15 protein-coding genes are annotated in these 13,268 nt (G+C 68.0%); 3 read left to right on the top strand and 12 right to left on the bottom strand.

All coding sequences use genetic code 11. The annotated features are described in order from the left end of the window. A partial coding sequence (locus WS61_RS20220; RefSeq protein ID WP_095211789.1) for a PDDEXK nuclease domain-containing protein occupies nt 1–819 on the bottom strand: 819 nt, incomplete at its 3' end. After that, nucleotides 816–1,094, bottom strand: a complete 279-nt coding sequence (locus WS61_RS20225) for an HU family DNA-binding protein (RefSeq protein ID WP_059502824.1) — start codon at nt 1,092–1,094, stop codon at nt 816–818. The genes WS61_RS20225 and WS61_RS20220, both read right to left, overlap by 4 nt. 708 nt (nt 1,095–1,802) lie before the next feature. Here WS61_RS20225 and WS61_RS34950 point away from each other — a divergent pair. Then, nucleotides 1,803–2,078, top strand: coding sequence for a hypothetical protein (locus tag WS61_RS34950; RefSeq protein ID WP_157692760.1), 276 nt, complete (start codon nt 1,803–1,805; stop codon nt 2,076–2,078). 502 nt (nt 2,079–2,580) lie between these two features. Here the strand turns inward: WS61_RS34950 and WS61_RS20235 are convergent. From WS61_RS20235 to WS61_RS20250, 4 genes are all read right to left on the bottom strand, one after another. After that, nucleotides 2,581–2,910 (bottom strand): DUF1488 domain-containing protein, encoded by a 330-nt coding sequence (locus WS61_RS20235; protein WP_059502826.1) that lies wholly within the window; start codon nt 2,908–2,910, stop codon nt 2,581–2,583. Between the two features lie 4 nt (nt 2,911–2,914). After that, a complete protein-coding gene (locus WS61_RS20240; protein WP_059502828.1) occupies nt 2,915–3,463 on the bottom strand; it encodes a type 1 glutamine amidotransferase domain-containing protein in 549 nt (182 codons plus the stop codon). Between the two features lie 235 nt (nt 3,464–3,698). Further along, nucleotides 3,699–4,064 (bottom strand): DUF3022 domain-containing protein, encoded by a 366-nt coding sequence (locus WS61_RS20245; RefSeq protein WP_059502830.1) that lies wholly within the window; start codon nt 4,062–4,064, stop codon nt 3,699–3,701. Nucleotides 4,065–4,148: 84 nt separating this feature from the next. Continuing rightward, entirely contained in the window at nt 4,149–4,496 is a 348-nt protein-coding gene (locus tag WS61_RS20250) for a hypothetical protein (RefSeq protein WP_059502832.1), read from the bottom strand. Nucleotides 4,497–4,653: 157 nt separating this feature from the next. Between WS61_RS20250 and WS61_RS20255 the strand changes: the two genes are divergently transcribed. Both WS61_RS20255 and WS61_RS20260 read left to right on the top strand, forming a co-directional pair. Further along, complete coding sequence (locus WS61_RS20255) at nt 4,654–5,010, top strand: DUF3175 domain-containing protein (protein WP_059502833.1); 357 nt, start codon at nt 4,654–4,656, stop codon at nt 5,008–5,010. Between the two features lie 42 nt (nt 5,011–5,052). Next, complete coding sequence (locus WS61_RS20260; protein ID WP_059502835.1) at nt 5,053–6,372, top strand: cation:proton antiporter; 1,320 nt, start codon at nt 5,053–5,055, stop codon at nt 6,370–6,372. A 3-nt stretch (nt 6,373–6,375) separates the two neighbouring features. Here the strand turns inward: WS61_RS20260 and ligD are convergent, their stop codons facing one another. From ligD to WS61_RS20285, 6 genes are all read right to left on the bottom strand, one after another. Continuing rightward, on the bottom strand, nt 6,376–9,093 hold the full coding sequence (ligD, locus tag WS61_RS20265; RefSeq protein ID WP_059502837.1) for a DNA ligase D: 2,718 nt from the start codon (nt 9,091–9,093) through the stop codon (nt 6,376–6,378). Nucleotides 9,094–9,138: 45 nt separating this feature from the next. Then, nucleotides 9,139–10,161: a Ku protein gene (locus tag WS61_RS20270; RefSeq protein WP_059502839.1), complete on the bottom strand. Its 1,023-nt coding sequence runs from the start codon at nt 10,159–10,161 to the stop codon at nt 9,139–9,141. A gap of 73 nt (nt 10,162–10,234) precedes the next feature. Next, nucleotides 10,235–12,340, bottom strand: a complete 2,106-nt coding sequence (gene katE, locus WS61_RS20275) for a catalase HPII (RefSeq protein WP_059502841.1) — start codon at nt 12,338–12,340, stop codon at nt 10,235–10,237. Between the two features lie 145 nt (nt 12,341–12,485). Then, nucleotides 12,486–12,872 (bottom strand): DUF3022 domain-containing protein, encoded by a 387-nt coding sequence (locus WS61_RS20280; protein WP_059502843.1) that lies wholly within the window; start codon nt 12,870–12,872, stop codon nt 12,486–12,488. Continuing rightward, nucleotides 12,869–13,030: a DUF1328 family protein gene (locus WS61_RS33870; protein ID WP_006498332.1), complete on the bottom strand. Its 162-nt coding sequence runs from the start codon at nt 13,028–13,030 to the stop codon at nt 12,869–12,871. Before WS61_RS33870 ends, WS61_RS20280 begins: the two co-directional genes overlap by 4 nt. A 46-nt stretch (nt 13,031–13,076) precedes the next feature. Next, nucleotides 13,077–13,265, bottom strand: coding sequence for a DUF3008 family protein (locus tag WS61_RS20285; protein WP_059503021.1), 189 nt, complete (start codon nt 13,263–13,265; stop codon nt 13,077–13,079). Between the last annotated feature and the right edge of the window lie 3 nt (nt 13,266–13,268).

Consider the following 13,268-nt stretch of genomic DNA (forward strand, 5'->3'; position numbering starts at 1 on the left):
GGTGTCATCGATCCGTAGACGCCGCTGCCGACCTATGAACGCAAAGTCATCGCCGAGCTCGAGGAGGAAATCCGCCAGATGCTGGATCAAGGCCGTTTCGAGATCCGACTCCGAATATTCGTCCTTCATGTCAAGAAATTCGAGGACAAACGGATCGCGGATCGCTTCCTCTGCCGAGAGAAGATCGCCGGGTTGCACTACAGCCGCCTTTCCGAGCAAGGACGCCTTGTTGCGTGACAGCACCAGCCGCTCATAGAGCTGACTGCTGATCTGACGGTCAAGCTGCCGCACAGACCAGCCCTCACGCAGCGCTTCAGCCTCGTAAAAGTCGCGAGCAGCTTGCGCTTTCACCGCGAGGAGGCGAACGTAGGCGGACCAGGGCAACGGAAAAGCCTGAGCGATAGAATTTAGCTCAAACGCCACGCCCGGCGGCGCCTTCACCGCCGCCCTGGTTGATTTTGCAGACGCTGTCGGGACAATCCGGGCGGGCGTGGATTGTGCAGACAGTGTCTGCACAATCCGATCCGCAGGCCACGTCAAGTAAAAGGTGCGCATCTGTGCGAGATTGCGCCATCCGAAGCCGCGCCCGAATCGCTCTGACAGATCGGCGCCCAAACGGCGGATCACCGCCTCGCCATAAGCGGCCCGCCCCTCCCCGCCCTGCTCGAACTCAACGATTCGTCGCCCGATCTCCCAATATGTCGCCGTCATCAGGGCGTTCACCGTGCGAGCCGTCGCTTCGCGCGCAGACGCAACTACATCGGCAATTTCACGGTGCAGTCCGGCATAAGCGGCCTGCCCGACCTCGCGCTGCGTCACAGTGCGTTCACCGCGTCCTTGAACGCCTTGCCGGCGGTGAACTTCACAGTATTCGCGGCCGGGATGGCAATCTCCGCGCCCGTCGTCGGATTACGTCCCGTGCGGGCAGCGCGCTGCCCCTGCGAAAACGCGCCGAAACCGATCAGCTGTACCGATTCGCCGCGACTCACCGCGTCCGTGATCGCGTCCAGGACCGCCTGGACGATTTTGCTCGCGTCGGTTTTGCTGACGCCCGCGCCCGCTGCGACCGCGTCAATGAGTTCCTGCTTGTTCATGAACAGCCTCGGCAACAAAGTCAAAGCTGCACCCTACCTCATCCCGCTGCACACACGCAAATCGCTGGCCTCCGCCCCACTACTGCCTGCGGCGGGCAGCCCACCAATGAACCCCGGCTTACACCTGTCGCAGCCACGCTCGCCCAGATCAATCGCGAACGTTTTCCGCCCGGCCCGCGCTCACACAACCAGCGGGCCGGTGCGGGTGTCAACGCTCGCGCTGACTACGTGGTCCGGCTTCCGGTGTCACACAACCTGACTGTTTCTCCAGACGAATCTGCCCGGCCGACCTGCGCGGACCACGGCATCGGTTCGTGCCGCGTCTCCTGCCTCCCGTCTACCCGCCACCGGCAGCCGGGCCTAGACGCAACTTTAGTTGTGTGAGTCCGGCGAGCCTGGGGCGTTCGCTCGATGTCCCGAAATGAAGGGTAACATAGCCATTACTATGTTACCCTTCATTTCTCCCGATCGAGCACCGAGACCTCGACGAGGTGGTATGCACTCGCGCGGGTCCCCCGTCGCGAAACTTGGTGGGCCAGGCCGCATACTGGTACTTATTAACGACAGTATCCAGAATGAGACACTCGGCCCCTGTAGCGTCGCGACGCCCTCGCCAATATGGTCGGCGATTCGGTGGTGCTCACACCGCGTGACAGGCGAATGGGCGACGGACCGTGTGATGCGGAGACATCCGCTGGCTCGAGCGTGGTGAGCTCGCAGGCCAAGCGCGAAGCGGTCCGGATATTGATGGCCAAACGTGCCATGAGTGTCACTGGGGCCTGCGGGCTGGCAGGGACTTCGCGCTCGCCGTTCCACTACGAATCACGCCGCCAAATTGACGACGAAGCGCTGACTGGCCGGATGATGGCCATCGCCGCGCAGAAGCGCCAATACGGTTATCGCCGGATTCAGGTGCTGTTGCAGCGGGATGGCTGCTTCGCCACCACAAGCGCATCTGGCACCTGTACAGCAAGGCGGAGTTGATCGTGCGCAAGCGGCGACGCAAGCGTATTGCGGCTGTCGAGCGCTGGTGTTCGCGCCGTGCAAGGATGGGATCGATCAGGTCCCTCACCCTATCGCGATACCCGGCGGCGAGTTCTCGCGCCTCACCCAGAGACCAAGCCCAATCTCCCATATACGGCCGTTCAGTTTGAACTGGAACACCCATGAACGCGCTCCGCTGTCGGCGATCTGCATATAGAGGCCACCGCCATCCGCGTAATGACCCCGCATCACTTCCTTCGCGACTCGCAGAGCGCTGAGTCGATGCAGTTGTCGTCCCGCCATGTTGCCCTCCCTACCCACAAACCCACATCGCTACCCATACTTCGTGAGGAAATTGTGCGGGACGTCGACGGTAGCCGCAAGCACGTCGTTACCCATAAATCGCTTTAAAATCAGCAATCTATAGGACATCAACGGAAGAAGCCGGAATGGCCCGGAAGGCCCATGTGGCGGAAGGAACGCTCCGGCAAACGCGATCCCGTCACGATTGCCGCTGGCGAAACGCCCCCGCCCGTCCGCGCTTGGTCGGCGCACGGAAATACCCGCTATGCAGCACCACGTCGTGCTCGCCGCTCGCCAGCACGTCCGCGCACGCGGCTTCGATACGCGTGCGGCCACGCTCGAACGCGTCGCGCAGGTCGGCTTCCAGCGCGGACTGCGCGCCGAAATGATCTTCCAGCGCCTCGACGGTGATCGCGCAGGTCTGCGGCACGCCGGCGACGTCGACGACGAAGCGCAACTGCAGCGCCGCACCGTCGAACGTGGGCGGTTCGTCGGCGAGCGTCACTGGGCGGGCGGAATCGGCCGGCATCGGCTCATGCCCCCCGCGACGCGAGGCGCTCGACCAGCGCGCCGTTGAACGCGGGCAGGTCGGCCGGCTTGCGGCTCGTGATCAGGTTGCCGTCGCGCACGACTTCCTCGTCCACCCACTTGCCGCCCGCATGGCGGATATCGTCCTGCAGGCTCGGCCAGCTCGTCATCGTCTTGCCCTCCACGAGCCCGGCCGACACGAGCAGCCAGCCGCCGTGGCAGATCGCCGCGACCGGCTTGCCGGCGCCGACGGCCGCCGTCACGAATTCGCGCGCGGCCGGCAGCATCCGGATCGCATCGCCGTTCACGACGCCGCCCGGCAGCACGACCGCGTCGTAGTCGCCTTCGCGCGCATCGTCGAACGTGCGATCGACCTTCACGCGCTCGCCCTTGTCGACGTGCCGGAAACCCTGGATCTCGCCGCGCTTCTGCGAAATCACGTCCACCTGCGCGCCTTCGGCCGCGAGCGCGCGCTGCGGTTCGACGAGCTCGGCTTCCTCGAAGCCGTCGACCGCGAGAATCGCTACCTTGCATTGATCCAGCCTGCCGCTCATGAAATGCCTCCGTGGAGTGGGATAAGGCGGCACACGTCGTGCCGTGCCGTCATGCAGCAATCGCCGTTCCGGCCGCCTGTCGCGGCACACCCGTGCGCCCTCCGGCGTCCGTCGGGGAACGACCCGCAATCGGATCCGACAGGCCCCCGAGGCCGGTCGGCCTGTGACAAACACCGGCCCTGCTGCAAAGTTTTCAACGTGATGTAACGCGACGCCGTGCGTCGATCCGGCGCGATTACTGCAGATGGCGTGCCGCATCGAGCATGGCGTCGGTCAACTCGATCGTCAGCGTCAGGTTCTCGTCGGTATCGGGCAATTGATCGAGCGTCTGCTGCACGGCATCGTGCAGCATCGCGTGCACGCGCATGCGCGCGCCGTCGTCGAGATCCGCGTAGCGTTCCATCGTCGAGCATTCGAGCGCGAGCACGACCGAATGTCGGGCCGCCTCCGGCGGCGCCTCGACGGCATTCGCCCACGCCGCATGGAACATGACCCGGCCCGTCTCGACGTCCACGTGGACCGTCGTGTCGAGATCGTCCGTGTCGACTGCATCGTCGTCGAGCTCGTCGTGCGCCAGGGAAATTCGGGAATTCGATTGCATGATGTCCTCCTGCGTGGTGGCGGCGTGCCCATCCCGGGAACCGCGCCGCCATCGCGCCGTGCCGGCCGCGCCGGCACGACACCGTCAATAACCGCTGGAGCCGCCGCCGACACCGCCGCCCGTGGCGCCGCTGCCGCCCTCGCCCGCGCCGTTCGGGCCGCCGCCCGGCTTCGTGTGACGGGCCGATGTGCCGTGCGAGCGCATCCCGTGCTTCGCGCCATGCCGCTGCGTGCCCGCGGGCGGCGGCGGCGCGGCCGTATTGCCGTTGGCGCCCGGCGTCGACATGTCCATCGACGGATTCGGCGCGCCGGTGCCCTCGTCCGAGCGCTGCGAGTTCTGCGCCCACGCGGCCGGCGCGGCCGCGACGAGCGCGACAGCCGCGCAGGCCAGCACGCGCCGCGCGACAAACTTCGATTCGAATGCTGACTTCATGGCGTTTTCTCCCTATGGATGATCGCGTGATGGAAATTCCTGCTCCGATCCTTCAGCAAGGCCCATGCCGTCGCGGGCAGCGTTTGCGACGCGGCACGCGGTTTGCGCCGCCTCTCCCTGCATGCCCGTCCTGCGACCCCATACGGAGCCCTGCCTTATGCCTTCCGCTTCTGCTTCCCACTCGCACGGCAAGCGCCACACGCGCCGCCCGGGCCGCGCGCGCAGCGCCGACCCGGCCCACCGCAAGCGCTGGTCCGGCGAAGTCACGCAAAAAAGCGATGCGCTCGACATCGAGCCCGACATTTTCAAATCCGACGATCCAGCCGCGATCGCCGCGTCGCTGAAGCGCTCGGCCGAACACAGCCGCCGCCGCAAGGCGTCGCCGTTCCAGTCGGCGATGTCGATGCTGAACTTCTACGTGAACCGCGCGGGCCGCAACCTCCCCAAGACGCGCCGCACGACGCTCGAACGCGCGAAGAAAAAATTGCGCGAGGCGTTCGGCCGCAAGCCCTGACGATCGGCGCGCCGCCCGTATCGACCTGCCGCGATCACACGCATGCACGAAACCCTCTGGTACCTGATCATCGGGGCGGTGCTGTTGGGCATGGGCGTGGTGACGTCCGCGCTGCGCCACCTTCCCTGCAGCTCCGCCATGATTTACCTGGTGCTCGGCATCGGGCTCGGCCCGGCCGGCGCCGGCCTGCTGCACCTCGACCTCGAACGCGACGGCCGCCTGCTGCGCGAGATCGTCGAAGTCGCACTGCTCGTGTCGCTGTTCGCGATCGGGCTGCGGTTGCGCGTGCCGCTATCGGACAAGCTGTGGCTCGTGCCGTGCCGGCTCGGGCTGCTCGCGATGATCGTCACGGTGCCGCTGCTCGCAGCGTGCGCGGTGCTCGCGCTGGGTCTTGGCTGGGGCCCGGCGCTGCTGCTCGCGGCGATCCTCGCGCCGACCGATCCGGTGCTCGCGCACGACGTGCAGGTGCACGATCCGGGCGATCGCGACCTGGTGCGCTTCGCGTTGTCCGGCGAAGGCGGGATGAACGACGGCATCGCGCTGCCGTTCGCGCTCGCGGGGCTCGCGCTGTGCGGCGTACCCGGCGCGACGCACGGCATCCCGCCGCTGTCGGGCACGTTCGCGCTCGTCGCGCTGTGGGGCATCGCGGGCGCGGCCGCGATCGGCGGCGGGCTCGGCTGGGTCACGACGAAGACGATCGGCTGGCTGCGTACGCGCCACGCGCAGGCGCTCGGCCTCGAAGGCTTCTTCGCGCTGGCGCTGATCGTGCTGTCGTTCGGCGCCGCGCAGCTCGCGCATACGTTCGGCTTCATCGCGACGTTCGCCGCCGGCGTCGCGATGCGGCGCGTCGAGCATCGCGCGAGCGGCGACCGCCCGCCGCGCGAAGTGATCGGCCAGATCGATTCGGAAGACGTCGTCGCCACCGAAAAGCATCCGGACAAAGCGCATGCGTTCATGGCCGAATCGGTGCTCGGCTTCACGATCGAGCTCGAACGGATCGCCGAAGCGATCGTGATGACGATGATCGGCAGCGTGCTCTCGACGCTACCCGGCCCGCTGGTCACGTGGGGCGCCGCCACGCTGGCCGCCGTGCTGTTCGTCGCGGTGCGCCCGCTCGCGGTGCTGGTCACGCTTGCCGGCTCGCGTGCGACCCATGCGCAGCGGCGGCTGATGGCGTGGTTCGGCATCCGCGGGATCGGTTCGTTCTACTACCTGCTGTTCGCGCTCGAGCATGGGCCGTCCGAGGTCGTGCGCCCGCTCGCGGCGCCGGTGCTGGCCGTCGTGTCCGCGTCGGTGGTCGCGCACGGGATTTCCGCTACTCCGCTGATGAACTGGTATTACCGGCTCCAGCATCGGCGCTGACGGTCATGCGTCGGCGCCGAGCCGCGAGCGCATCGCCGCGGTGATGCGCTGGCGCGCCTTTGCGTAGCCGTCCCACGGATCGCGCTTCAACGTGTCCAGGCGTTCGTGCAGCGTGTCGATCGTCCATTGCGCGCCGCCCGTCGTGTCGGGCACCTCGTCCCAGTCGAGCGGCACCGACACGCCCATGCCGGGGCGCGCGCGCACCGAATACGCAGCGATCGTGCTCGCGCCGCGCCCGTTGCGCAGGTAGTCGATGAAGATCTTGCCGCGCCGATGGCGCGGCCCCATCGTCGCGGTGAAACGGTCGGGCAGCGTACCGGCGACGTGCTGCGCGACCGCGCGCGAAAAGTCCTTCACGTCGTCCCAGCCCGCATGCCGCGCGAGCGGCACGACGACGTGCAGCCCCTTGCCGCCGCTGGTCTTGCAGAACGACACGAGCCCGAGTTCGTCGAGCAGCCCGCGCACGAGTTGCGCGGCGTCGATCATCGTGCGCCACGGCAGCGCCGGGTCGGGATCGAGGTCGAACACGATGCGGTCGGGCCGCTCGATGTTCGACGCATGCGCGTTCCACGTGTGCAGCTCGACCGTGCCCATCTGCGCCGCGCCGAGCAGCGCATCGACGCTATCGATCGACAGCAGCGGCCCATGGCCCGGGTCGAGCCCTTCGTGCTGCGTGACGAACGGAATCTCGCGGCGCTCCGCGTGCTTCTGGAAGAACAGCTCGCCGGCGATGTCGCCCGGTGCGCGCACGAGCGAGACGGGCCGGCCTTTCAGGTCGGGCAGCAGCCACGGCGCGACCCATTGCCAGTACCGCGCGAGATCGATCTTGCGCGTGCCGCTTTGCGGGTCGAGCACGCGCTCGGGATGCGTGATGCGCACGCGGCCGAGCGTGTCGGCATCGGCATCGGCCCGCGCGCCGCGCGCGTTACCCGCGCTCGCGTGACGATCGGTGCGCGACGGCCGCCGCGGCTTGTCTTGCGTGGTCGAACGCTGATCCATCGCCTCCTCCGTTTCCAGGTGTTTCGGCATCTCGCGGACGATCTGTGCCGCCGGCTTGTCCTCGCGCAGCGCGATGAATGCGGCCTGCCGCACGATGCCGTCGCCGGTCCATTCGGCGAATTCGCATTCGGCGACGAGGCTCGGCTCGACCCAGTGCACGCGCGTGCGCGTGCGTTCGCGCGGCGGCGCATCGAACGGCATCGTGTCGCGTTCGTGCCGGCGCAGGATCGCGGCGAGACGATCGAGCATCCGCGCGTCGAAGCCGGTGCCGACGCGGCCGACGTAGCGCAGCGGCCCGGCCCCGCGCCGCCGTTTGCCGGCCGGCGCCGGTTCGTGCACGCCGAGCAGCAGCGCGCCGAAGCCGTGCCGGCTGCCCGACGGCTCCGTGAAGCCGCCGATCACGAACTCCTGCCGGCGCCGGCATTTGAGCTTGATCCAGGCAGGCGAACGGCCGGCGCGATAGCGCGAGTCCGCGCGCTTGCCGATCAGCCCTTCGAGGCCGGTGTCGCAGGCGCTCGCGATCAGCGACGCGATGTCCTCGCCGAGATCGGGCGAAAAACGCACGCGCGCCGGATCGCTGTTCGCGAGCAGCGGTTCGAGCAGCGCGCGACGGGCCGCGAGCGGCGCGTCGCGCAGGTCGTATCCGTCGAGATAAGGCAGATCGAACACGAAGAAAACGATCGCGTCCGCCTTTCCGGTGCCGAACGCGTTCTGCAACGCCTGGAAATCGGGCAGGCCGTTTTCGCCGAGCACGACGGCCTCGCCGTCGAGCCATGCGTCGTCGACGTCGAGCGCCGCGAGCGCGTCGCGCTGCGCGCGCAGCTTCGCGGTCCAGTCCCGGCCTTCGCGCGTCATCAACGTGACGCGCCGGCGTGCGCCCTTGCCTGCGATACGCGCCAGGATCCGATAGCCGTCGAACTTCAGTTCGTAACTCCAACCGCCCTGCGTCGGCGGCGCGTCGACCAGTGTCGCGAGTTGCGGCGCGACGCGCTCGGGCAGCGGTGCACGCACCGCGCCTTCGACTTGCGACGGTTCGGTGGGACGCCGGCTTTCGTGTCGCGCGTCACGTGCGGCGCCGTCCGCGCCGGTCGATCCGCGGCGCCGCGCCGCGCCGTTGGACGCACCGTCATGCACGCTTCCCGGCCGCTCGCCGACGACGTCGAATTCATCCGCGCCGCGTGCTTCGTCGTCGCGCTCCTTGATCAGCAGCCACTGCTCCTGGCGCCCTTCCTGCCGCCCGCTGCGCACGAGCGCCCAGCCGCCGTGCAGCTTCCGGCCGTCCAGCCGGAACGTCAGCTTGCCGGCCCGATAGCCTTCGCGTGCGTGCGCGATGCCGCCATCGGGCGTCCACGTGCCTTCGTCCCACACGACAACCGACCCCGCACCGTAATGCCCGGCCGGAATCTCGCCTTCGAACGACGCGTATTCGAGCGGATGGTCCTCGACGTGCACGGCGAGCCGCTTCACCCGCGGATCGAAGCTCGGCCCCTTCGGCACGGCCCACGACTTCAGCGTGCCGTCGAGCTCGAGCCGGAAGTCGTAGTGCAGCCGTCGCGCGTGGTGTTCCTGGATCACGAAGCGCAGCGGATGGCGTGCGCGCGCGGCAGGCTTCGTGTCCGCTTTCGTGTGCGCTTTCGCACGACGCTTTCCGTGCGCCCCTTCGGGCTCGGGCGTCGCGCCGAAATGGCGCTTGCGGCGATACGGATCGAGCTTGCCGGCCATCGCATCACCTCGTCGGAATCGGAGTCGGAATCGGCATCATCGGCATCACGCCGCATGCTTGCGGCGCGCGGCGGTCTTCTTCGCCGCAGGGTCGCTCGCCGCGCCGCGTTTCGCGGCGGTTCGCTTCGCCGCGGTTTTCGTTGCCGCGCCTTTCGATGCGGATTTCGCCGTGGTTTTCGCCGCCGGCTTGCGGCGCGCGCCGCCCCGCGACGACGACGCGTCGCGCTCCGCTTCGTCGCGCTCGTCACGCAGGTCCGCCGCGCGCGCGCCGGCGCCGCCCTTCAGGCTGCGCTTCAGCAGCTCGGTGAGATCGACCACGTTGCTCGCCGCGCGGCCAGTCTGCGCGGGCCGGTCCTCGATCTCCTCGATCTTGCCCGCGCGCACCTTGCGCTCGACCAGTTCGAGAATGTCGTCGCGGAACGTGTCGTGATATTCGTCGGGCGTCCATTTGCCGGACATGTCGTCGATCAGCTTCTTCGCCATGTCGAGTTCGCGCGCGGTGACGCCCGCGCCCTTCGCGTCGTCGGCCGGCACCGACAATTCGTCGAGCGGCCGCAGTTCCTCCTGCCAGCGCAGCGTATCGAGCGCGAGCATCGGCCCGACCGGAATCAGCGCGCCCAGATGCTGACGGTCGCGCATCACCACGAGCGCGATGCCGATCTTGCCGCTGTCCTTCAGCGCGTCGCGCAGCAGCGCGTAGACCTTCTCGCCCTTGCGGTCGGGCACCAAGTAGTACGGTGTGTCGAGATAGAGGAACGACACGGCGTCCTCGTCGACGAAGGTCAGGATGTCAACGGTCTGCGTCGATTCCGGGTTCGCCGCGCGGATTTCGTCGTCGCTGAGCACGACGTAGCGCTCCTTCTCGTACTCGTAGCCGCGCACGATGTCCTCGCGCGCGACCTCCTTGCCGGTGCGCTTGTTGATCTGCCGATAGCCGATCGGGTCCATCGAGCGCTTGTCGAGCATCCGGAACGACGGCTTCACGGTACGCGTCGCCGGAAACAACTGCACGGGCACGTGCACGAGCCCGAAGCTGATCGCGCCTTTCCATATCATCCGCGGTGCCATGCGTGGTTCCTCCTTGCCGGATGCGCGCCCGCCCGGGAGCGGGCGCGCCGTACGGCGCAAGCCGCCGCCGGCCCTATGCCGGCAGTTCGGCCGCCTGCTGTTCGCGCGCCCACACGCGATGCTGGCCCAGGTGATCCGACAACGTGTTCAGCACCTTGTCGAGATCGACCGCCTGCCCGACGCACACGCCTTCGGCCGGATCCGGCAGGTGGGCGGCGCTGAGCAATTGCCGCCCCGACCCGACGGCCGCGATCGGCTTCAGGTGCTTGAACGCCTCGCGCACGAAATGGCGGGCTTCGGCGCTGTGCGCGAGGTCGCGCCCATCGCCGTCGCCGCCGCAAACGAACACCGCATCGAACATCACCGACGGCATGCCGGCCAGCGTCGCCTCCGGCACGATGCCGCCGATCGGCGCGAGCGTCGGCGCGACGATCGTCGGCACCGCGTGCGCGGCCTGCAGCGCGTCGCGCACCTGCTCGACGAGCACCTGATTCACGCCGGGCGTCGCGATCAGCGCGATCTTGCGCGAGCGGATGCCGGGCTTCGCGCGACCGATCAGGCTCAGCGCGGGCGAACGCTGCGCGACGGCCGGCGTCGCGGCCGCCTGCGGCGCGGGCAGCCCGAGCCGTTCGGCGACCTGCGCGGCGAGCCCCGCGTCGAAGCGCGCGATGATCTCGTTGACCACGCGCTCGCGAATCTTCGGCTGCGTCACCTTGCCGAGTTCGAAGCAGTACGCGTCGCGGATATGCCGCTGCTCGATCTCGGTCATGCTCTGGTAGAACAGCGCGGCTTGCGAAAAATGGTCGGCGAACGATTCGCTGCGCACGCGCACCTTGTGGCCTTCGAGCGGCTCGGGCACGGTCTCGAAACCGCCGCCGGACGGCGCGGGCGGCGTCTCGCGCGGCCAGCCGCCGCTCGTCGAGTTCGGCTCGTACGACGCCTGCCCGACGTTGATCGTCTGCCGGTGCATCGCGTCGCGCTGATTGTTCGCGAACGGACACACCGGCCGGTTGATCGGCATCTCGTGGAAATTCGGGCCGCCGAGCCGGCTCAGTTGCGTATCGGTGTACGAGAACAGCCGCCCCTGCAACAGCGGGTCGTTCGTGAAGTCGATGCCCGGCACGACGTGGCCCGGGTGAAACGCGACCTGCTCGGTCTCCGCGAAGAAGTTGTCGGGGTTGCGGTTCAGCGTCATCCGGCCGATCGGCCGCACCGGCACGATTTCTTCCGGTACGAGCTTGGTCGCATCCAGCAGGTCGAAGTCGAATGTGTCCGCGTCGGCCGGATCGATCATCTGCACGCCGAGCTCGAACTCCGGATAGTCGCCGCGCTCGATCGCCGTCCACAGGTCGCGCCGATTGAAATCCGGGTCGTGGCCGGCGATTCGCTGCGCCTCGTCCCACAGCAGCGAATACGCGCCGCTCACGGGCCGCCAGTGGAATTTCACGAAACGCTCGACGCCGGCCGCGTTCACGAAACGGAACGTGTGCACGCCGAAGCCGTCCATCGCGCGATAGCTCGCCGGCAACGCGCGGTCCGACATCAGCCACAGCACCATGTGCGTGGTTTCCGGTACCAGCGACACGAAATCCCAGAACGTGTCGTGCGCCGACGCGCCGGTCGGCATCTCGTTCGGCGCTTCCGGCTTCACCGCGTGCACGAAGTCGGGGAACTTGATCGCGTCCTGGATGAAGAACACCGGCATGTTGTTGCCGACGAGGTCGTAGTTGCCTTCCTCGGTATAGAACTTCACCGCGAAGCCGCGCACGTCGCGCACGGTGTCGGACGACCCGCGCGGCCCCTGCACGGTCGAGAAGCGCACGAATACCGGCGTTTCGGCGGCCGGGTCCTGCAGAAACGCGGCCTTCGTGTAGTCGGCCATCGGCTCGTATACGCGGAACACGCCGTGAGCGGCCGCACCGCGCGCATGCACCACCCGCTCCGGAATGCGCTCGTGATCGAAATGCGTGATCTTCTCGCGCATGATGAAGTCTTCGAGCAGCGACGGGCCGCGCGCGCCGCCGCGCAGCGTGTTCTGGTTGTCGGCGATCCGCACGCCCTGGTTGGTGCGCAACGCCTCGCCGTCGGGCCGCGCACGGTTCTCTTCGAGCTGGCGCGACTTCGCGCTGTCGGGCGGTTGCGTCGGCGGGGTCTGGCCGGCGGATGGGGGATTCGTCATCGTCAGGGGTCCTCGTGGGATTCGCTAGGGAACCGCCGCACGACGGCGCGCCGCGGCGCGCGCGTGCGGACGGCAGGGAACGCCGGCCCCGATGCCGCGAAACGGTCGCGAAACGACCGCGAACGGCCGCGGGCCGGCCGCGGCGTCAGGGCGCGCGCAGCGCCGCGTCGAATTCGGCGCGCGTCACGTCGAGCGCGACGTTGCATTCGATCGCGGCATCCTCGATGCGCGGCTTGTGCTCGTCCACCGCGCGCCGCGCGCGGTCGCACAGCTGCGTGCGCACGCGCAGCCGGTCAGCCGTGTCGAGCGACGCGTAGCGCTCGACCACGTCCGCATCGAACCGCATGTCGACCGCGCAGCGCCATTCGCGCGCGTCCTCGTCGGACGGCACGCGCACCCACGACACGTGGATCGTCAGCCGTCCCGATGCGTCGTCCGCATGCACGACGACGGTCGACTGCGACGGAAAGCCGATCGCGAACGCGTGCTCGAGTTCCTGCACGCGCTGCGACCGGTCGGGCGTCACGCTCATCGTCGCACGACGCCCAGAAGCAGCGTGACCAGGAAGATCACGACGAAGATGTAGAACAGGATCTTCGCGATCTCGGCCGCGCCGGCGGCGATGCCGCCGAAGCCGAACACGGCCGCGATGATCGCGATGACGAAGAAAATGATGGCGTATCGAAGCATGGAACCCTCCTGGATGACAGCAGTCGTCACTAAACGTCGGCGGCGCTCACGCATCGTGCTTGTGTTTCGGTTTGCCGTGCGTGGACGTGGACGCCATTTTCTCGAGCTCTTTCTCGCTCATCGACCTGGCCATCGATTTCGCCGGCGGCTTGAGATCCTTCATTTTCGCGTCGCCGCGCTTGGCCGACAGCGCGGCTCCCGCGGCACGCTGCTGGGCCTGGGATTTGGCTGGCATGGT

The sequence above is a fragment of the Burkholderia sp. ABCPW 11 genome (genome assembly GCF_001523445.1).
GTDB lineage: Bacteria > Pseudomonadota > Gammaproteobacteria > Burkholderiales > Burkholderiaceae > Burkholderia.